The organism is Streptomyces sp. ADMS, from assembly GCF_033441795.1.
Classification (GTDB): domain Bacteria; phylum Actinomycetota; class Actinomycetes; order Streptomycetales; family Streptomycetaceae; genus Streptomyces.
On sequence record NZ_JAVFVX010000006.1, the window covers coordinates 93,717 to 114,884 of the forward strand.

A 21,168-nucleotide genomic window follows, 5' to 3' on the forward strand; every position below is an offset into this window, starting at 1 on the left:
GTCAGCCCGCCTCGGCCGCTTTGAGACTGGCGACGACATGCTCGACGAGCCGCCCGACGGTGAGTTCGATGATCTCGTCGAAGTCCATCCCGGCCAGGAACTCGGCGAAGTTGACCCGGCTGCCGTACTTCTCCTCCAACAGCCCGGCCAGGGTCACCAGGTCGATGCTCTCCAGCTCCAGATCGCGGTTGAAGGTGGTGTCCATACGGATCTCGACGTCGTCGAGGCCGTACTCGTCGAGGAGGGTCGCGAGCATGCCCGCGATGTCGGCGAGCACCGCCTCCTCACCAGCGGTTCCGCCCGTGTGCCCGTTGAGGCTACTCATCGCTCCAACTCTCCTTCTTCTGCTACGGCTTCTTCGACCGGGCCAATCGTCCAGGCCACGACGTACTCCCTGTCCGGCAATCCGGGGGGATTTCCGGTGGGCTCGCAGTGCACGGTGTAGGCGGGGGCGAGCCGTCCGGAGAGCAGCAGTCTGTCGACGGCCAGTACCTCCCGTACCGCGAAGTCCCTCGGCCGGCCGCCGAATCCGGTGCCCTCCGCCTTGGCGACCGCTTCCTTGGCGGCCCAGAAGCGGGTGAACCAGAGCGCCTCGGACTCGCCGGAGGCGGCGGACCGGGCACGCAGGAGGGCGAGTTCGCCCGGGCCGAGGGCGGTGGCCAGGGTCGAGGGGTCCCGCTCGACGACCTCCTCGATGTCGATACCAGGCCCTGTGCCGGGGGCGGAACCGGGCCGGTGCGGCCGTACGATCGCCACGCCCGCCTCGGCCCGGTGGGCGAGCGAGATGTCCAGCGGGGGCAGGGTCCGGCCGTGCAGCCCGGTGACGTACGGCCGCCCGGTCTCTTCGTTGTGCACCCGGATCTCCGCCGGGAACACGTCCCCCTCGCCCTCCCGGTCCCAGAGCCACCGCCGTACCGCGTCCTTGGCCGCGATCCGGCCGAGCAGCCACTGCCTGCGACCGCGGGGCGCGTGCCGCTCGTACTGCGAACGCTCCTCCCCGCCAAGGGAGTTACGCATGATCAGGTCGCGGGAGGCGAGGTCGGGCCAGCGTTCGTGGAGGAGCACCCAGCCGCCCGGGCGGGCCTCGGAGAGCGTGTTGCGCTCGGGGAAGCGTTCGACGGGCCTGGTCTGCGGGTCGTTGTCGAAACGCCGGTCCTGCCAGCCGGTGAGCACGGCCCAGACCCGGCCGTCGACGGTGAGTTGTACGTCGGCTTCGAGGAGGGTGTCGGTGAGCGAGGTGATCCGTACGAAGCAGTCGACGTCGGTGCCGGGTTCGGGGTGGGGCCCGTAGAACCGCATCTCCCGCATCCCGACCGGGAACACGACCGTCCGCTCGGTGCGCGTCGCCATGATCCAGTACCCGAGGATCTGCCCGACGTTGTCGAGGAGCGAGCCGGGCGCGGGCGGGGTCGTGATGACTCCCCGTACGTGCGCCTCGCCCATCGCGGTGAGCTCGGTGACCCCCTGGAACGCCGGGCCGTGGAACATCCAGCGCTCGGCGTAGAGCTGGGCGGCGGTGTGGTCGGGGGCACGTTCGGTGCTGGAGGCGACGGGCCAGGGGGCGGGGTGGGTTGCCGGGTGCGGGTGAGCGGGGGCGAGTTCGACGGTGGCCCGGGCCCGGGGGCCGAAGGAGACGGCACGGTGGGTGGGGGCCGCTGGGACGGGGGTGACGGATACGTCCACGTCGAGGGGTGGGGTGGCCGTGAGCCACTGCTCGAAACGGGCGTTGTGGACGGCTGCGGCGACAGCGCGGGTTCCTGGTCGCGTCTCCTCCGCCGCTCGCCGGGCCGCTTCCATCATGTGCTGCACGATCGTCGTCGCCGGGACCACCGGCCACCGGTCGGCCACGTCGGGCCAGCCGGGGCGCTGCGGGAAGAAGCAGTGGTCGAGGAGGTAGGGCATGGCGTCCGGGGACACATGGACCGTGGTGCGCCAGGGAGGCTGGGCGGCCTCGGTGGGCGGGAACGGTCGTCCGGCGGGGGTGGCGGACCTGAGGCGCGGGTTCGGCGACAGGGGCGCGGGCGTGGAGAGGCCCGGGGTGGAGTGGGGTGCGATGGCCGGGGTGGGGGGAGGCGGCGCGGACAGCCCGGGGGGCAGGGCGGAAACCGGCCGGAAGGCCCCCGTGAGCGCGGTACCTGCGGGGACTCCCAGACCTGCAACGCCGGCGGGCCCGGCGAGTCCGGCGACCCCGGAGGGCCCGGCGACCCCGGGGGGCCCGGCGACCCCGGGGGGCCCGGCAGGCCCGGCAGGCCCGGCGGACCCAGCAAATCCGGCAGGCCCGGCACCCCCGCCAAGCCCAGCGGAACCGGCGAGTCCGGCAGGCCCGGCACCCCCGGCACCTCCGGCAAGCCCAGCGGGCCCGGCGAGTCCGGCGAGTCCGGCGACCCCAGCAGGCCCGGCAGGCCCGGAGGGTCCGGCGACCCCGGCAGGCCCGGCACCCCCGCCAAGCCCAGCGGGTCCGGCGAGTCCGGCAGGCCCGGCGGAACCGGCACCCCCGGCAAGCCCAGCGGGTCCGGCGGAACCGGCAGGCCCGGCACCCCCGCCAAGCCCGGCGGAACCGGCAGGCCCGGCGGGTCCGGCGACCCGGGTGGGCCCGGCAATCCCAGGAAGCCCGTCCTGGCCCCAGGTGGAGCCGTCGGCGTAGGCCGCGGCGGAACCGGGACGGCGGTGGCCCGCGCCGATCAGCTCGGCTGCGGTGTCCGCCGTCTCCCGTAGCAGCGCGCCAAGTTCGGCGGCAGCCGGGAAGCGGCCCGCGAGCGCGTCCAGCGACGACGTCAGTTTGGCGGCGCCGACCGGCAGCCCGGCAGCAGCCGTCGGCTCCGAGGCACCCAACGCTCCGGCGGCACGCACTCGTTGTGTCGTCTCCAGGACCGGCACCGGGGGGATCGCCACGGGCGGGGCAACGGCCGTAGACCCGGCGTCGGCCCGCGGCTCGGCGGCGCCCGGCCCCGCGTCCGGAGCCAGAGCCGGATTGACGGCCGGAGGCCGCACAACGCCCGCCCCCGCACCGGGGGCCAGAGCCGGATTGGCGGCCGGAAGGCGTGCGGCGCCCAGTTCCGCCCGCAGTCGCTCAAGCGTCTGTTCGTCGAGGGAGACCAGGGCGCCGCCCAGGTCAAGGCGGACGGGCGGGCGGTCCCCCCGCACGGGGCTTCCGGTGCAGGCCGGTTCCGTGGGGCGGTCGGAGGGACCGGCGACACGGAGGGCGGAGCGACTCGCGGCGCGAGTGGCCAGGTGGCCGGCACTCGTCGCACCGCCGGTCGCACCGCCGGTCGCGGCGCGCGGCAGCGCCGGTGCCGTCGGCCGCCCCGTCACCCACAACGCCGTTGCCACGCGACGGAGTTGCGCCAGACCGTCACGGTGCGGGGAGTTGGCGGCGACGACCAGATGATCGCGACCCGACAGCGTGTCGCCGATGAGGGAGCCGAGCTGGCCGGTGCCGGCCTGGACGAAGGTCCGGTGTCCGGCCGTGTACATCGCCTCGATCAGCTGCCGGAAGCGCACCGGTTCCAGCAGATGACGTACGAACAGTTCACGCACCGCCGATTCGCCCGCCGGGAAGGGCGCCGCAGTCGTCCCCGACCAGACCGGAACCGTCGGCGGCCGGAGCCGGAAGCGGCTCGCGGCCTCCTCGATGGGGGCCAGATAGGGCGCCAGCATCGGTGTGTGGAAGCCCGACCGGAAGGGCAGCACCTGGCTGAGGACGCCCCGGGCACGGAACACCCGTACGAACTCCGCGACCGCCGTATCCGGGCCGCACACCATCGACTGGCCGGGCGCGTTGTCGTGCGAGAGCACGATTCCGGCGTCCGCCCAGCCCTCCTCGGCGAGTGCCGTGAGCACCCGTTCCGCGGGCGCGCCGAGCGCCCCGAACGCCAGCCCCGGCACGGTCACCGTGTCGGGGTCGAAGGCCGCCATGAAGGCGCCGACCTCGTCGCGGTCGTACAGCCCGGCCGCCGCCATCGCGGTCCACTCGCCGACACTGTGCCCGGCCACCGCGTCCGGGACAACGCCCGTGCGGCGCAGCGCCCGGTCGAGCAGCAGCCCGACTCCGACGACCCCGAACCCGTGCCTGCCCACGTCCCCGACCTCGGCCCGTTCACCAAGCGGCAGGACGCCGGCCAGACCGAAGTGGGCGGCGATGTCGTCGACGCGGGGGTCGAAGTCGCCTTCCAGGCCGGGGAAGACGAAGGCGAGACCTCCCAACTCTCCCTCCACGTGCGCCCGTAGCGGCTCCGGACGGAACCACACATCACTACGGCCGTGCCACGCCCGCCCCTTGGCGACCGTCCGGCGGGCCAGCGTCAGGCGCTTCGCGGTCGGGTCGACGATGCCGAGGCGGGTGGGCCCGGCCTGCGGATGCGTACGGGTGGCGTCGAGACCGGCGGCGAGTACGGCCGGGTCGTCCGCGTCCAGGAGGGCGGCGAGGCCCCCGGGGGTGTCGGCGGCGAGCAGCAGAACGCGCTCGGGCTCGACGACGGTCGCCGACGGCACAGGGGATGCCGTCTTCCTCGTACGCACCCCCGGTGCCTCCTCCAGCACCACGTGCGCGTTGATCCCGCCGAACCCGAACGCGTTGACCGCCGCCCGGCGCACCGGCTGCTCGGCCGTCGTCTCCCAGGGCGCCGCCTTGTCCAGCGGGCGGAAACGGGTGGCCGCGAGGGCCGGGTTGGGGTCGTCGCAATGGAGGGTGGGCAGGAGCATGCCGTGGTGGACGGCGAGGGCGGCCTTGACCAGGCCCGCCACTCCGGCGGCCGGCATCGTGTGGCCGATCATCGACTTCACGGAGCCGATCACCGCCGTACCGCTGCCGTCGGTCTCCGCGCGCCCGAACACCTCGGCCAGGGTGGCCAGTTCGGCCGCGTCACCGGCGGGTGTCGCCGTGCCATGGGCCTCCAGGAGGCCGAGCGAACCAGGCTGGGCGGGGTCGATCCCGGCGGCCCGCCAGGCCTGGCGTACGGCGTGGGCCTGGCCGCCGGGATCGGGGTTGACGAGCCCGGCGGCGCGGCCGTCGCTGGCCACACCGGTGCCCCGGATGACGGCGTAGATCCGGTCACCGTCGCGCTCGGCGTCCGCGAGCCGCTTGAGGACCACCACGCCGGTGCCCTCACCGATCAGGATGCCGTCGGCGCCCCGGTGGAAGGGGCGGATGCGCTGGCTGGGCGAGAGGGCTCGGAGCTGCGAGAAGACACTCCACAGGGTGATGTCGTGGCAGTGGTGGACCCCGCCGGCCAGCATCAGGTCGCAGCGTCCGGAGGCCAGTTCACCCACCGCCTGGTCCACGGCCACCAGTGAGGAGGCGCAGGCCGCGTCCACGGTGTACGCGGGGCCGCGCAGGTCGAGCCGGTTGGCGACCCGGGAGGCGGCGAGGTTGGGCACGAGCCCGATCGCCGACTCGGGGCTGTCGGGACCGAGGCGGTCCGTGAACGCCGTACGGATGCGGTCGAGTTGGGCGGGGGCCAGGTCCGGCAGCAACTCCCCCAGGGTCCGGACGAGTTGACCGGCGGTACGGACCCGCTGGTCGAGCCTGACGAGGCCGGGGGTGAGGTAGCCCCCTCGGCCCAGGACCACACCGATCCGGTGCCGGTCCGGAAGGTGGTCGTCGCCGCCCGCGTCGGCGAGGGCGGCTGCGGCCACGTTGAGCGCGATGAGCTGGTCGGGCTCGGTGCCGGAGACGGAGTTCGGCATGATCCCGAACCGGGTGACCTCCACCTCCGCCAGCCCGTCCACGAACCCACCGCGCCGGCAGTACACCTGGTCGGCGACGGCACGGCCACCGGCGGAGTCCGGCCGGTAGTAGGCGTCCGCGTCCCAACGCCCGTCCGGTACGTCGGTGATGGCGTCCGTGCCGGCGAGCAGGTTCCGCCAGTAGGTGTCGAGGTCGGCGGCGCCGGGCAGCAGCACCGACATGCCCACGATGGCCACGGGCGTCGATGTATTGTCCGCCGACCGTATATGACGATCCGTCATGTCGGTTACCAGCCCGACGAGGTGTAGACGACGCCGCCTGCCGACGCCTCGCCCCAGGCCAGTTCACGGAGCAGCGCGGCCGTGCCCTCCTCGGGGTCGATGAGCCTGACCCCGCGCCGGGCGTACTCGCGCCCGAGTTCGGGGGTCACCATGCCGGTGTGGCCACCGGTGGGCGCCCACGGCCCCCAGTGCACGGTCAGGGCCCGCTGCCCGGTACGGGCCGCCCAGGCGGCGCCGAGGGCCTGGAGGGCGTCGTTGGCGGCGGCGTAGTCGACCTGGCCCCGGTTGCCGAGGACGGCGGAGATACTGCCGAACAGAACGGCGAAGGCGGGGCTGTTGGGGAGCTGCTCCAGCGCCGTGAGCAGGGTTTCGGCGCCACTGGTCTTCGTCCCGTACACGCGCTGGAACGACTCGGCGGTCTTCTCGGCGATGAGCCGGTCCTCGATCACCCCGGCCGCGTAGACGACACCGTCGAGCCGGCCGTGTTCGGCGTGGATCTCCTTGACGGCCTGGAGCGCCGCGTCCTGCTCCCGGAAGTCGACGGAGTGGTAGCGGGCCGGGCTGCCGAGGGCCTTGAGTTCGTCGAGGGTGGCGGTGATCTCCCGCTGGGCGAGCAGGAGTTCGGCCTCGCGGTTGATCTGCGCCGGAGTCCGTCCGCCCCGGGCGGCGAGGGCGGCGCGCAGTTCGGCCGACGTGCGGGCCGCCGCCGTGACCGCGTCCTCCGGGCCCTCCGGTGCGGGTGTCCGGCCGAGCAGTTCGATCCGGCAGCGGGAGGCGGACGCCAGCGCGGCGGCGAACTTCGCGGTGATGCCCCGCGCTCCGCCGACCAGCAGCACCACGCTGTCGCGGTCCAGTCCGAGGGCGGCGGCCTCGGCGGCACCGTCCCCGGCGGGTCCGGCGCCGGTGGTGCCGAGCGTGCCCAGCGGGGTCTCGACCAGCTCAAGTCCATGGCGTCCGGAGGATGTTCGCAGGACGACCGGGGTCCGGTCGGAGGCGAGCAACTCGGCCAGCAGGGCGTCGGCGACAGCGGCCGGGGCCGCCGTGTCACCGCCGTCGAGGTCGATGATCCGCGCGTCCGTCTCCGGGTACTCCCGGGCGACCGTGCGGAAGAGCCCGTGCAGCCCGGCCGACCTCAGCCCGGTCCCGTCCAAAATGCCTTCCGCGGCCGCCCGTACGGCGAACAGCCAGCGCGGGGCGAGCCCCAGGGCCGTCTTGAGCACGGGGAACGCGTCGGGCAGCACCGGCGGCCTGGACGAGGCCAGCGGATCGAGGAACAGCACCCCGTCGACCGGTCCGTCCGCCCCGGTCAGCAGGTGATCGGGGCCGAGGACCAGCGCGTCGGCCCCATGTCCGGCGAGCCGCGCCACGACCTCACGGGCCACGGCACCTCCGTCGTCGTCGCCGAGGAGCGCGAACCGCTTTCCGGCCAGTACGGCGGCGGGGTCGACAGCCCCTGCGTCGGTCTCGCTCCCGGACCCGTCCTGCTGCTCCAGCAGCACCGGCCGCAACCGGAACCGCTTCGGCGCCTCACCGGTGACCTCCCGGGACACGTCGGCCGCCTCCGGTCGGAGAGGCTGCGGTGGGGCCAACGGCTCCTCGGCTTCGGCCGGCCCGGCGAGCCGCGCCGCCAGCCATCCGGTGACCGAGGCCGCCGTACGGGCCTTGGCCAGCTCCTCCAGCTCGGCGTCGTCCAGCGAGCTGATGTCCGCGCCACCGCCCCCGACCCCCAGCCGCTGCGCCAGCTCACCGGCGATCTCGGCCCGCTTGATGGAGTCGATACTGAGATCGGCCTCCAGATCGAGATCCGGCTCGATCATGTCCACGGGATACCCCGTGCGCTCACTGATGATCTCCAGCACCACCGCCAGCACATCCGCCTCCGTGAACCCCACGGCGGCAGGGGGGGCGGGCACGGCGTAGAGCGCGGGCGGATACGAGGGCGCGGGTGCCGGCATCGCCCGCTGTACCTGGGCCATCGGCACGGGCTCCGCCGCCGTCGGCCCGGGTGTCCACTGCCCCGGCGCCGCTCCGAAGTACGTGAGGAGTACGTCCCGTTGGGCGGCGACCATCTCCCGGCTGGTGCGCAGGAACTCGGAGATCAGCGCGTCCCCGCCACCGGCCCCCTGGACACCGTCCTGGTGATTCGCGGTCACTGTCGTCTCCACTACGCGTCTGGCCGGTGCGAGGGCGCCGGGGAGGAGTTCGCCCGCTGCGGTCCGGACCAGGTGGCCGTCCACCGTCCAGCCGGGCCGCTTGGGCGCCTTGGTCCGGGTCGCGTCGACGGCGTCGCGCCCGTGGAACAGCCATCCGGTGCGCACCGGCAGCCCCGCGACGGCCAGCTGGGCCAGCGCGTCCAGCCAGCCGCGCAGTCCGCTGTCGGGACGCGGCTCGCAGGCGACGGTGCGGTGCGGGCGGTCGCCGAGGATCTGGCCGACCAGCCGGGTCAGTACGGAACCGGGCCCGGCCTCGACGAAGAGCCGGGCGCCCGCCTCGTACATGGCCTCGATCTGGGCGACGAACCCGACCGGGGCGCCGATCTGGGCGGCGAGTTCGGCACGCACAGCGTCGGCGCCGGTGCCGTACGGGGCGGCCGTACGGTTCGACCACACCGTGAACTCGGGTTCGTGCACCGGCTGTTGGGCCAGCGCCGCCGCGAACCTTTGCCCGGCCCCGGCGACCAGCGGGCTGTGGAAGGCGCAGGCGACGGGGATGCGCTTCGCGCCGAGCCCGGCGGCGCGCAGCAGCCGTACGGCCTCCTCGACCGCTTCCGTCGGTCCCGAAATCACCGTCTGCCGGGGAGAGTTGTGGTTGGCGACGACGACCGAGGCGGGTGCGTCGGCGGTCCGCAGGGCGGCGAGGACGTCGTCGGCGCCCGCCGACACCGCCGCCATGGTGCCCGGGTCGTCACCGCTTGCCTCGGCTGCGGCCGAGAGGATCGCGGTCGCGCGCTCCGCGCTGAGCGTGAGGAGGGTCTCCGGGTCGAGGACGCCGGCCGCGCTGAGGGCGACGAGTTCGCCGTAGCTGTGCCCCGCGGCCATATCCGGGCGCACGCCCGCCGTGGTGAGGAGGGCGTGCGCGGCGAGGCCGGCGATACCGAGGGCAGGCTGGGCGACGCGGGTGTCGGTGAGGGCTGTGTGCTGGTGGTCGCGGGTGGTGTCGTCGAAGGCGGTGGGCGGGTAGAGGAGGTCGGCGTGGTCACGGCCGAGTTCCAGGTAGTACTGGAGTTCGGGCAGGGCGACGAACACCTCGGCGAGCATCCCGGTCCGCTGGCTGCCTTGTCCGGGGAAGAGGAAGGCGACCCGGCCCGGGGCCTCCTGCGGGTCCTGTGCGAGGTGGACGCCGGCGCGCGGGTCGTGCTCCCCCGCGAGCGCCCGTCGCAACTGGCCGACCAGCCCGGCGCTGTCCGTCGCCACGACCGCCACCTGCACGGGCTCGTGCCGGGCGTCGGAGCGGCGCGAGGCGGCGAGTGCGAGATCGCGCAGCCGCCAGGAGGACTGCCCGTCCTCCGCCGCTTTCAGCACGTCCTCGACGGCCCGCCGGGCTCCCGCCGGATCGGCCGCCCGGAAGGTGAACAGCTCGGCCGGCCAGGCGTCCAGCGCGTGCACGGGCGGGGCGGAGTCGGCGTGGGCCTCCAGGACCACATGGAAGTTGGTGCCGCCGAAGCCGAACGCGCTGACCCCAGCGACGCGTTCGCGCGCCGGAGCCGCCCAGGGCCGCGCCCGGCGGTGGAACACGAACGGGCTGCTGCCCTCCTCCCAGGCGGAGTTGGGCCTGTCGATGTGCAGGGTGGGCGGTTTGACGCCGGTGTGCAGGGCGAGCACGGTCTTGATGAGGCCGGCCAGTCCGGCCGCGCACTTGGTGTGCCCGATCTGCGACTTGACCGAACCGAGGGCGACGGCGCCCGACTTGGCTCCGGCCTTACTGAACACTTCGCTGAGGATGGTGAGTTCGGTACGGTCGCCGACCACGGTCCCGGTGCCGTGCGCCTCCACGAGCCCGACCTCGGCGGGCGACACCCCGGCGTTGCGGTACGCCCGTTGCAGCGCGGCCCGCTGCCCCTCGGGCCGGGGAGCCGTCAGTCCGAGCGAGCGCCCGTCGCTGGAACTGCCGACTCCCTTGATGACCCCGTAGATCCGGTCGCCGTCGCGCTCCGCGTCCGCCAGCCGCTTCAGCACGACACACGCGACGCCCTCCCCCAGCGCGATCCCGTCCGCCGAACCGTCGAAGGCGCGCGAGCGCCCGGTCGGGGACAGCGCGTGCACGGAGGAGAAGAGCACGTAGTCGTTGATGCCGTTGTGCAGATCGGCGCCGCCGCACAGCACGACGTCACTGGTCCCGCCCACCAGCTCCTTGCAGGCCACGTCGACGGCGGCCAGGGACGAGGCACAGGCGGCGTCGACCGTGAAGTTGGTGCCGCCGAGGTCGAGCCGGTTGGCGATGCGGCCGGAGATGACGTTGGCGAGCATGCCGGGGAAGGAGTCCTCGGTGAGCCTGGGCAGCTGGTCCGCGAGTCCGTCCGGCACCCTGCCGTAGTACGAGGGCAGTACGGCCCTGAGCGTGCCCGCGTTGGACAGGTCGCTGCCCGCCTCCGCGCCGAACACCACCGAGGTGCGCGAGCGGTCGAACTCCCGCCCCCGCTCTCCGTATCCGGCGTGCGTCAGGGCCCGCCGGGCGGCTTCCAGCGCCAGCAGCTGGACGGGCTCGATGCTGCCGAGCGAGGTGGGCGGAATGCCGTACGACAGCGGGTCGAAGGGGATGCGGGGCAGGAAGCCGCCCCACTTGGACGGGGTGACGCCACCGTCCCCGTCCTCTGCCGAATAGTGCACGGCCGGGTCCCAGCGGTCGGCCGGCACCTCCCCCACCGCGTCGTGACCGCCGAGGACGTTCGCCCAGAAGGCGGCGAGGTCGGGTGCGTCCGGGAACATGCAGGCCATGCCCACGACGGCGACATCGAGAGGCGCGGGAGCCCCGGTGTCCTCCTCCGCCGCCCGCACCCCGAGCCGTTCGCGCAGTTCCGCCGCCCGGCCGGTGAGGAAGTCGGCGGCGCCGTCGGCCACGGAGTGGTGCAGCGCGTCGATGGTCGTGGTGGCCGAGCGCAGCACGGCCACTTCCCCGGCCATGAACATGCCCTCGGAGAGCTGCCGTTGCTCGTCCACGGCAGCCAGCTCACCGTCGGCGTCCCTCTCGATGCCCTTGCTGGCGATACGCAGCCGCCCGACGTTGAGCCGTTCCAGCCGCTCCCAGATCTGCCGCTCGGGTACCCCGCTCGCCCGCAACTCCGCCTCGAACGCGCGGTAGTTGTCGCTGAACGGGCTGGGCACGCACCGGGTGGCATGACCGGGTGCCGTCTCCAGCAGCGCGGTACTGGTCGCGTCGACGACCTGCCGCTGGAAGAGCGGCTGGACCGCTCCGCAGGCCACGGCCTCCTCGGTGAACAGATAGGCGGTGCCCATGAGCACGCCGACGGACGCACCGCGCGAGGTCAGCGGAGCGGCGAGGGCGGCGACCATCGCGGCCGACCGTTCGTCGTGGACACCGCCTGCGAAGAACACCTCGATCCGCTCGGCATCCCCCTCCCCGGCGCCGTCCAAGTAGTCGTCGAGGACTGCGAGTTGAGCCTCCCAGAGCGGAAAACTGCCGCGCGGCCCGACGTGCCCGCCACACTCGGACCCCTCGAACACGAACCGGCGTGCCCCGGCTTCCAGGAACTGCTTCAGCAGCCCCGGCGAGGGCACGTGCAGAAAGGTGCTGATCCCGGCCCGTTCCAGCGCCTCGGCCTGAGCGGGCCGGCCGCCCGCGATGACAGCGTGCGTGGGCCGCAGCTCCCGTACGGCTTCGAGCTGGGCGTTTCGCAGCTCCTCGGGCGCGAACCCGAGCACGCCGACACCCCAGGGCCGGTCGCCTCCAACGGCTTCCCGGGTCTGGGCCAGCATGGTCCGGGTCTGCTCGCCACTGGCGAGGGCCAGCGCGACGAACGGCAGCGCGCCGCCCCCGGCGACGGCCGCGGCGAACCGCGCCTGGTCACTGACGCGGGTCATCGGCCCCTGGGCGACGGGGAGTTGGGTGCCGAGGGATCGGCTCATCGGGGAACCGGAGCGCAACGCGCGTACGGGCTCGTCGCCCCGTACGGCATCCCGCACCGCTTCGGTGAGGGCACGGACCGTGCGTCCGGTGTCGCCCCAGCGGTCGGCGAAGCGGGCGGCGAGGAAGCCGTCCTGACCGACGGGCAGGAGTTGGGTGCGCGGGTCCTGGGCGCCGAGCAGCGCCGCGAGTGCCGCCGGGTCGCCCGCCGGGACGGGCGGGGCATCGGGGCCGCGCCGGTGCAGTACGCGGTGACCGGCCACGACGACGGTCTCCGAGCCGTCCATCGAGCGGAGCGCCGCTGCCGTCGCCTCGGGCAGCGAGGACTCGGCGAGCAGCGCGAGTTGGCTGTCGAGCACGACGCCCGCCGCTCCCCCGGCGACGGCGGCAGCCGCCGTACGGGGGCCGATGCCGCCGCGGGCCCAGACAGGGAGGTCGATGCCGGGGTCGGCGAGGAGCCGTTGCAGCAGGACGAAGGTGCTGAGCCCGCCGATCCGGCCGCCGCCGTCGCTGCCCCGGGCGATCAGCCCGTGCGCACCGGCGCCGACGGCCGCGAGGGCTTCGTCCAGGTCGGTGACCTCGACGAGGACGCGGTGCCGGGCGGCCACCTCGGCGACCGGCGGGAACGCGTCGGAGACATCGGGGGCGAGGACCACGGTGTCGGGGCCGCCGTCGCCGGCGAGGTCGGCCGGAACGAGTCGGCAGTGGGGGCCGATCCGTACGCCGTAGCGGAAGCCGGGGGCGGCGAGGCGGCGTATTCGCGCCAGCGCGTCTCTGGCGCTGCGGTCGCCGAGGCCCAGGTCGAGTACTCCCAGGCCACCGGCCCGGCTGACAGCGGCGGCGAGCCGGGCGTCGGGCTCTCCGAAAGGAGTGACCCCAATGATCATGTCAACAGCGCGCACGACAGACGTCATGATTCTCCGAAATATTCGGTGAAATTGCACGGTGGGGGGGGGTTGAGTGGCGCGGAAGGCCTTCACCTCACTGGGAAACCACCGGGAAGCTAGCGCCGTCATTACTCACGAGTCAACATGGCGTGGAACATTCCGCGTGCGGCCGATTCCATTCGGCCAGTACCGGTCGGGCACCCAAGTCCCGAAAAACCGTCCAATTCCAATCAGTTGCGACGTCACCGCAGACCCGATGACACGCTTCCTGACGTCAGGAAGTCGTCAGACACCCGGTGGAATTCACTTCCGCATCACGCCTCGGAAACACGACCAGCAGACGAAGGAAACCTTGTAAATTCCACGTCCCCTTCTTGAAACAAGAGGCACGACACGACAGAACGGGCCAATCTCCCGGCGAAAGCGGGGAGATCGGCCCGTTACGAGGGCTGGGGGCCCGTCAGGCCCTGGCCTCGGACACCTCGGGAGCGGCGGCCTCCGAGGCCGCTTCGGCGACCGGGGCGGTCTCCGCCGGCCCGGCCGCCGACCGCGCGGGGAGCCTGGAGGGCCTGTCCAAGGTGATGGTCGACTGGACGGCCGAGGAGGTCGCGGACTTCGCCGTCCACCTGAGCCGCCTCAATCGTGACGTGGAACGGCTGGACGGGCGGCCGTGGCCGCGCGACTGAGCGGCGTCGCCCACAAGCAAGCAGTGAACGCCCGTTCACGCTTGAAGCGTGAACGACTTCCGGCATGAACTGCCCCTGACATGGGCAGAGTCGCGGTGCGCCGACCGTCCCGCGCCGCACTCCGGGAGGCAGCCCCACCATGTGCTCCGAGCCGGACGCCCCCCAGCACCCCACCGCCCCCCGCCGGGTCGTCGTCACCGGCCTCGGCGCCGTCACCCCGCTCGGCGTCGGAGTCCCCGAACTCTGGCGAGGCCTCCTCGAAGGCCGGTGCGGGATAAGGGAGTTGACCGGCGAGGAGTTCACCGGCCTGCCGGTGCGCACAGCGGCCACGGTCCCCGTGGACCCGGCCGGCCTGCTTCCCCGTCCCCAGGCCCGCCGGATGAACCGGGCCGCGCAGTTCGGCGTACTGGCGGCACTGGAGGCATGGCGGGACGCGGGCTTCGACGGTTCGGGGACGGAGGCGAGCGGCCTGTCGCCCGACCGGGTGGGGGTGTCGGTGGGCACGATCCTGGGCGACGCGTCGGTCCTCGTCGGCGGCGACCGCAGACTGCGCGAGAGGGGCGCCCGGGCGGTGTCGCCGCTCACCACCCCCATGACGGTGCCGTCCCAGGCGGCGTCCCAGATCTCCCTGGCCCTGCGCATCACGGGCGAGGCCCGCACGGTGACCAGCGCCTGCGCGTCGGGCACGGAGGCGATCGGCCAGGCGATCGACCGCATACGGTACGGCCATGTCGACGTCGCCCTGGCTGGAGGCGCCGAGGCTGTCGTCACCCCGGCGATCATGGCGTCGTTCGCCGCGATGCGCGCCCTGTCGACACATCCCGCCGGGGAGTTGCCGTCCCGCCCCTTCGCCAGGGACCGGGACGGTTTCGTCAACGGCGAGGGCGCCGGTTTCCTGCTCCTGGAGTCCGAGGAGCACGCACGGACGAGGGGCGCCCGCGTCTACTGCGAGGCTGCCGGCTGGGGCCTGTCGGCCGACGCCCACCACATCGCGGCGCCGGATCCGTCGGGCACCGGAGTGGCGCTGGCCCTCCACCGCGCGCTGCGGGACGCCGGTGGCCGCCCGGCCGACGTGGTCCACGTCAACGCCCACGCCACGGCCACGGTCGACGGCGACCTGGCGGAGGCGAACGCGCTGCGGGCGGTACTGGGCGCCACCCCGGTCCCCGTCACGGCCCTGAAGGGCCACCTCGGCCACCTTCAGGGTGCCGCGGGCGGGGTGGAGGCGGTGGCCACGGCCCTGACCCTGCACCACGGCACGATCCCGCCGACGATCGGCTGCGCGCAGACAGACCACGACGAGGCGATCGGCCTGGACGTGGTGAGGGGCGGCCCGCGCCCGTTGCCCGGCCATGGCGATCTGGCCCTCAGCAACTCGTTCGGGTTCGGCGGGCACAACGCGGTACTGGCGTTGCGGCGCGCGGGGCAGGGGCCCTGAAACCCTGTGGCCAGAATCCCGCCTGCCTCGCGGCGTCCGGCACGTACGCTCGAACAACCTCTCGCGGGGGACTCTCATGACGCCGCGAGACCCGCCCGTCGGGCGGACGACGGGAATCCCGCGACGGGGCCCGGCACGGAGAAAGGTCAGGCCGAACGCTTGCGGGCGGCGGTCTTCTTGGCCGCGGTGGTGGTCTTGGCCGTGCTCTTCTTGGCGGCGCCGGCCGACTTCTTGGCGGCGGCGGTCTTCTTGGCGGCAGTCTTCTTCGCCGTGGAGGTCGACTTCTTCCCGACCTCACCCTTGGGTGTGCTCTTGGACGCCGTCTTGGACGCGGCCCGGGAGGTCTCCCTGGGGGCCGCCTTCGAAGCCGAAGCGGTACGACGCCCCCGCATGGGCTTGACCTCCCCCTCCCCGGCGACTCCCCCGGCTCCCCCGGACTGCGAGACCTCCTCGCCCCGCGACTCCTTGGCCTCCCGGACGCTCTTCTCCAGGGCGGCCATCAGATCGAGCACCTTGCCGCCACCGCTCGGAGCCGGGGCGTGCGGTGCCTCCTCGCCGGAGGCCTTCGCGGCGATGAGTTCCTCGACGGCTTCCCGGTAGTCGTCGTGGAGGTCGGCGAGGTCGACCTCGCCGAGGGTGTCCATGAGGGCGTCGGCGAGATCGAGTTCCTGGTCCCGCACGGTGACGCCCGCATCCGGCGCGACACCGTCCGTTGCCCGGATCTCGTCGGGCCAGAGCAGCCCGTGCATGGCGATGACGTCATCGACGACGCGCAGCATGCCGAGCCGCTCCCGCCCCCGGAGCGCGAACTTGGCGATGGCGACCTTCTTGCTGCGCTTCAGCGCCTCGCGCAGCAGGGTGTAGGGCTTGGCGGCCGGGACGCCGTTCGCGGAAAGGTAGTAGGCCGTGTCCATCTGCAGCGGATCGATACGGTCGCCGGGCACGAAGGCGACGATCTCGATCGTCTTGGCGGTGGGCAGGGGCAGCGACCCCAGATCCTCGTCCGTGATCGGGATCATCGCCCCGTCGGCGCCCTCGTAGGCCTTGCCGATCTCGTCCCCCCGGACCTCTCGGTCCTCCAGTTCGCACACCTTGCGATACCGGATGCGCCCGCCGTCCTCGACGTGGATCTGCCGGAAGGAGATCGAGTGGCTCTCGGTGGCGTTCACGAGCTTGATCGGGATGCTGACCAGCCCGAAGGAGATGGCGCCGTTCCATATGGATCTCACGAGGGGAACCTTCCTCCGGAGTCGCTTTGCCCCATTTTCATGGGATTCTCATCGTATGACGCCGATCACGGAGGTGGAGGGGCGGAGGGTGGCCCTCTCCAACCTGGAGAAGGTGATCCACCCGGCGACCGGCTTCACCAAGGGCGAGTTGCTGCACTACTACGCGACCGCGGCTGACGCACTGCTCCCCCACCTCCACGACCGCCCGGTCTCCTTCCTCCGCTACCCGGACGGCCCCGACGGCCAGGTCTTCTTCGCCAAGAACGTGCCACCTGGTACGCCCGACTGGGTGAGGACGGCGCACGTTCCGCGCTCGGAGGGCCCGGCACGCATGGTCCTGATCCAGGACCTGGCATCGCTGATGTGGGCGGCGAACCTGGTGACGGAGTTCCACACCCCGCAGTGGCTGATCGACGCCCCGGGCCAGGCGGACCGTCTGGTCCTCGACCTCGACCCGGGCCCCCCGGCGACGGTCGTCGAGTGCTGCGAGGTGGCACTGTGGCTACGGGAGCGGCTGGCGGCGGACGGGGTGGAGACGTACGCGAAGACGTCCGGCTCGAAGGGCCTGCACCTCCTGGCAACCCCGGCGGCCCGCACCCCCTCGGGCGAGATCACGGCATACGCGAAGGAACTGGCGGTCGAGGCGGAACGCGCCCTCCCCCACCTGGTCGTCCACCGCATGAAGCGCAGCCTGCGCCCGGGAAAGGTCTTCGTCGACTACAGCCAGAACGCGGCCCGGAAGACCACGGCGACGCCGTACACCCTGAGGGCCCGCGACGAGCCGACGGTGTCGGCACCGGTGACGTGGGAGGAGGTGGCCGACTGCACGAACCCGGCCCAACTCACGTTCAGGGCACCGGACATCGGTCGCCGGCTCCAGAGGTACGGTGATCTGCTGGCACCCCTGCTGGGGAATTGACCGGCACGGAGAGGTCAGCTCGGCGTCACCCTCAGACCCGCCCCCAGGTCCCCCGATCCCGGGCCACCGCATGCAGCGCCTCCACGTCCGCCGGCTTCAGTACGCCCCCCAGTCGCGCCAGCCCCGACAGATCCGTGTCCTGGAGAACCCTGACCTCCCTCAGCGGAACCGTCACCCTCAGGTCGGCCGGACCTGCCAGGGCCAGGAGCGGGTGGACCTCGGCCGTCAGGGCGTACGAGGCCCGGTCGGCGTTCGCGCGCACCCGGCGCAGCAGTGGCCGGGGGTCCCGGCGGCCCAGGGACACCATCGGGTCGGCCACCAGAACCCGCTGTTTACGGGCGTACAGGGTGTGCACCGCGAACAGCCCGCCCGGGCCGATCACCAGGTGATGGACCCGGTCGCCCCCCGGTAACGGAATCGAGTGCAGAGTGTGCCAGCCCGCGCCCTCCAGCTCCTCCAGCGCCTCACCCACCGTCTGTTCCGCCGACAGCGCCCGCCGCCGGGGGTCGGCGCGCAGACGGTGGGGTGGGCCCGGATCGCGGTCCAGGGCGATCTGGAGGGCCTCGCCGGGGCGGTTGGGGGCCAGGTCGTCGTCGGGGTGGAGGGAGAGACGGGCCATTTCCGCGGGGGTCGGGACCGGGGGCGGGCCCACCGTCACCGGGCCCGTCAGGAACGGGCCCAGGGCCTCCAGTACGTCCCCTCTGAAGTCCTCGCTGAGCAGGTTGACCCGGGACGACTCACGGTCGTACCAGGCGATGTTGCGCCCGTCCGTCAGGCACACGTACAGCCGGTCGTGGCCTTGGCGCCAGGCCGGTACGACGCGCAGTCCGCTCATCCACCATCACCCCAATCCCCGCCTGACCATGGGAACAGGCGGGGTGCTGCGGGGGCAAGAACCCGGCTACCTTTGTAGGGAGTCGGGGCCGGAGTCGGGTGCCCGAGTGGGGGAGGCGGCGCAGTTGCGGACCCGCGGGAAGCAGCCCGACGTACCGGCTCCGGGCGAGCCGTGGAGCGAGATCGTGCCCGGGCTCTGGATGGGCGGACACGAGTTCACCAGGCGCCCGGGAGAGCTTGGATTCGCCGTCGTGCACGATGAGTTCGACCTGGTCATGACCCTGCTCAAGCTGCCCGGGTACGGGCCCGATCCCGGCGTCGAGCATCATGTGTGGTCCATCCCGGACGGCCCTCTCGACGGGACACAGCTCGCCGGTGTGATCCGGCTCGCCGAGGCCGTGTGCAGCGCGCTGGAGGACGGGCGCAAGGTGCTCGTGCGCTGCTACAGCGGGTACAACCGCTCGGGGCTGGTCGTCGCGCACGCCCTCGTCCACGACGGGCACAGCACCGACGAGGCGATCCGTCTCATCAGGTCCCGTCGCTCCCCCTGGGCCCTGCACAACCAGTTGTTCGTGGAGTACCTGCGCACGGGTCTGCCCACGGCCCGGCTGCTGGAGGAGCTGGCGGAGTAGGCGGAACCGCCGGTGCGGGCGGAGCAACCCGGCCGGAAATGCGACATCTCTCCGAATAAGGTGTGGTCCACGAGGCGACTGATCGACCATCGCCCTCCCCACCCGCCCCGGCCCGGACGCAGGAGTGCAGTGAACCCCAGCCGCGCCTCACACGTCTCCCGCGCCGCCCTCACCGTGCTCGCCCTCCTCACCGCCGCCTCCGCCTGCGGCGACGCCGGTGAGCTGCGCGGCGCCGGGCCGACCGCCACCGCAGTCAGCCCCGCCCGGCTCTGGCCCGACCTGCCCGCCGCCTCCAGCCCCGCCTGGGACTACGGCGAGGCCGAGACCGAGACCGTGAAGGGCGTCACCGTTCCCGGCGACGACATCCACAAGGTCGACCCGGTGGCCGTCGTACGGGCGGAGATCGCCGCCCACGCCGACATGTACACCGCTGACAACTCCCCCTACACCGGGACGGCCACCGGGATGGCGGCCTGCGGCCGGAACGGCGGCGCCGGTACCGGCGCCTGTCCCGTCCTCAAGGCCTACTACCGCGACCTCACCGGCGACGGCCGCGACGACATGACCCTCGGTTTCCGGCTGCTGCCGGGCAACGAGACGGCCGTACGCGTGTACACCTTCCAGCGGCACAGGCTGGTTCAGATCATGGCGAACGACGACGCCGTGACCGCCGTGGAGCTGGCCGGCCGGGCCGTGATCATCCGCTCGCCGTCGCAGATCCCGGGGTACGAGTACCGCGCCCAGTGGACCTGGGACGCCGACCAGAAGGCGATGCTGCTGACCCGGGACGAGTTCCTCCGTACCGGCAAGCCCGAGCGCGCCCTCTCCTCCCCCGCCGCCTCCTCCCCTGCGGCCTCCTCCTCCGCGAGCGCCCGATGAGGGTCGCGCTGCCCGGGTGGGCAGGGACCCTCGCCGTCAAGGCCGCGCTGTTCATCACCGTGATGTGCTGCGCCCTCGCCGCACTGCTCGGCGTCCTCGTGCATGTCTCTGTGACCCACCAGACCGTCGACCAGGCCCGCGACCGCGCCCTGTCCGGGCTCGTGGAGGCCACGGCCGCGTACGAGGCGGGGGACGCCCTGCGGCCCCACACCGGTATCGATCCCGAGGGTCTCCCCGAGTCGCTGCGGGCGCTCGCGCGGGCCGGGGACCGCGGCACGATGGTCACCGACCACGACGGGGTGCCGACGATGTGGGCGGCCGGACCGGCGGACGGCGGGCACGCCCTCGCCGTGGCGCTCGACTACTCGCAGAGCGCCCGCACGATCGACGGCCTCGACCGGGCCATCCTGTGGTCGTCGGGCCTCGCCATCGGCGCGACGCTGCTGGTCGGCGCGTTCGCGGTGACCCGGGTGACCCGCCGGCTGCACGCGACCGCCCAGGTGGCCCGCCGGATCAGCGCCGGCGACCTGGACGCTCGCGTCGGCGACGCCCGTACGCAGGACCCGAGCCGCCCGCCGGACGAGGTCGCCGCCGTCGCCGCCGCCCTCGACACGATGGCCGCCTCGCTGCAGCGGAAACTGCTCAGCGAGCAGCGCTTCACCGCCGATGTGGCCCACGAACTGCGCACCCCGCTCACCGGACTGCACGCGGCAGCCGAACTGCTGCCGCCCGGGCGGCCGACCGAGCTGGTCAGAGACCGGGTCGCCGCGCTGCGCACGCTCACCGAGGACCTGCTGGAGATCTCCCGGCTGGACACGGGCAAGGAGCGGCTGGAGGTCGACACCGAGGCACTCGGCGCCCTCGCCGAGCGGGTCGTACGGATCGTACGTGCGTCGGGAACCGCCGGGGCCGACACGGCGATCGTCGTCGTCCGTGACGCCCGCGTGGACACCGACCGGCGTCGGCTCGAACGGGTGCTCGGGAACCTGGTCGCCAACGCCCACCGGCACGGCCGTACGCCCGTGACGCTGACCGTCGACGGTCCGGTGGTGACCGTGCGGGACCACGGTGACGGCTATCCGGAGTACCTGGTGGAGCACGGGCCGCAGCGGTTCCGTACGGAGGGCGGGGCGACCGGACACGGGCTCGGGCTGACGATCGCGCTGGGCCAGGCGGAGGTACTGGGCGCCCGGCTGACCTTCGCCAACGTGCCGGAGAGCGAGGGCGGCGGCGCCCTGGCGACGCTCGCACTGGCGGAATCAAGGGGGCTCGCCACCAACGGCCCAGCATGACGGGCGCCTTACATGATTCGCTCCTAATGTGGCGATCAGTCAGCTCTGTCCGGACAAAGGAGCCCACATGTCACCGCGGACCACCCTGACCCGCCTCGTCATAACCGCCGCCGCCACCGCACTCTCCGTCGGCGCAGTCACCCCGGCACTCGCGAGTCCCGCCGACGACGACGGGGGCCAGCAGAACAGCGGCCACAGCTGGACCCAGCAGCAGAACAACCAGAACAACCAGAACGACAACGACAACAACGACGGGGGCCATCAGAGCAGCGGCAACTGGAACCAGGGGAACAACGACAACAACGACGGGGGCCATCAGAACGG

11 protein-coding genes and 1 pseudogene are annotated in these 21,168 nt (G+C 73.1%); 7 read left to right on the forward strand and 5 right to left on the reverse strand.

Annotated elements, in window-relative coordinates; all coding sequences use genetic code 11:
• Position 1 precedes the first annotated feature (1 nt).
• The 3 genes from RB628_RS04510 to RB628_RS04520 form a co-directional block, all read right to left on the reverse strand.
• Positions 2-325, reverse strand: a complete 324-nt coding sequence (locus RB628_RS04510) for an acyl carrier protein (RefSeq protein WP_318318943.1) — start codon at positions 323-325, stop codon at positions 2-4.
• On the reverse strand, positions 322-5,907 hold the full coding sequence (locus tag RB628_RS04515; RefSeq protein ID WP_318318993.1) for a polyketide synthase: 5,586 nt from the start codon (positions 5,905-5,907) through the stop codon (positions 322-324). Before RB628_RS04515 ends, RB628_RS04510 begins: the two co-directional genes overlap by 4 nt.
• Positions 5,908-5,972: 65 nt before the next feature.
• Positions 5,973-12,962, reverse strand: a complete 6,990-nt coding sequence (locus RB628_RS04520; RefSeq protein WP_318318944.1) for an SDR family NAD(P)-dependent oxidoreductase — start codon at positions 12,960-12,962, stop codon at positions 5,973-5,975.
• A gap of 347 nt (positions 12,963-13,309) precedes the next feature.
• On the opposite strand from RB628_RS04520, the gene RB628_RS04525 reads away from it, so the two are divergent.
• Together RB628_RS04525 and RB628_RS04530 are read left to right on the forward strand one after the other, a co-directional pair.
• The gene (locus RB628_RS04525) at positions 13,310-13,621 is read left to right on the forward strand and encodes a hypothetical protein (RefSeq protein ID WP_318318945.1); all 312 of its coding nucleotides are present in this window, start codon (positions 13,310-13,312) and stop codon (positions 13,619-13,621) included.
• Between the two features lie 139 nt (positions 13,622-13,760).
• Positions 13,761-15,059: a beta-ketoacyl-[acyl-carrier-protein] synthase family protein gene (locus RB628_RS04530; RefSeq protein ID WP_318318946.1), complete on the forward strand. Its 1,299-nt coding sequence runs from the start codon at positions 13,761-13,763 to the stop codon at positions 15,057-15,059.
• A gap of 146 nt (positions 15,060-15,205) precedes the next feature.
• Here the strand turns inward: RB628_RS04530 and RB628_RS04535 are convergent, their stop codons facing one another.
• A complete protein-coding gene (locus RB628_RS04535) occupies positions 15,206-16,288 on the reverse strand; it encodes a Ku protein (protein ID WP_318318947.1) in 1,083 nt (360 codons plus the stop codon).
• Between the two features lie 55 nt (positions 16,289-16,343).
• Here RB628_RS04535 and ligD point away from each other — a divergent pair, with 55 nt between their 5' ends.
• Positions 16,344-17,207 carry a non-homologous end-joining DNA ligase gene (gene ligD, locus RB628_RS04540; protein ID WP_318318948.1) on the forward strand — a complete coding sequence of 288 codons (864 nt, stop codon included), beginning with the start codon at positions 16,344-16,346 and terminating at the stop codon, positions 17,205-17,207.
• 31 nt (positions 17,208-17,238) lie between these two features.
• On the opposite strand, the gene RB628_RS04545 is transcribed toward ligD, so the two are convergent.
• Positions 17,239-18,042 carry a nuclease-related domain-containing protein gene (locus RB628_RS04545; protein WP_318318949.1) on the reverse strand — a complete coding sequence of 268 codons (804 nt, stop codon included), beginning with the start codon at positions 18,040-18,042 and terminating at the stop codon, positions 17,239-17,241.
• A gap of 124 nt (positions 18,043-18,166) precedes the next feature.
• Between RB628_RS04545 and RB628_RS04550 the strand changes: the two genes are divergently transcribed.
• From RB628_RS04550 to RB628_RS04565, 4 genes and pseudogenes are all read left to right on the forward strand, one after another.
• Positions 18,167-18,673: a dual specificity protein phosphatase family protein gene (locus RB628_RS04550; protein ID WP_318318994.1), complete on the forward strand. Its 507-nt coding sequence runs from the start codon at positions 18,167-18,169 to the stop codon at positions 18,671-18,673.
• Between the two features lie 129 nt (positions 18,674-18,802).
• The gene (locus RB628_RS04555; protein WP_318318950.1) at positions 18,803-19,552 is read left to right on the forward strand and encodes a hypothetical protein; all 750 of its coding nucleotides are present in this window, start codon (positions 18,803-18,805) and stop codon (positions 19,550-19,552) included.
• A complete protein-coding gene (locus tag RB628_RS04560; RefSeq protein ID WP_318318951.1) occupies positions 19,549-20,844 on the forward strand; it encodes a HAMP domain-containing sensor histidine kinase in 1,296 nt (431 codons plus the stop codon). Before RB628_RS04555 ends, RB628_RS04560 begins: the two co-directional genes overlap by 4 nt.
• A gap of 67 nt (positions 20,845-20,911) precedes the next feature.
• Positions 20,912-21,168 (forward strand): annotated as a pseudogene (locus tag RB628_RS04565) (hypothetical protein); the annotation flags it as partial.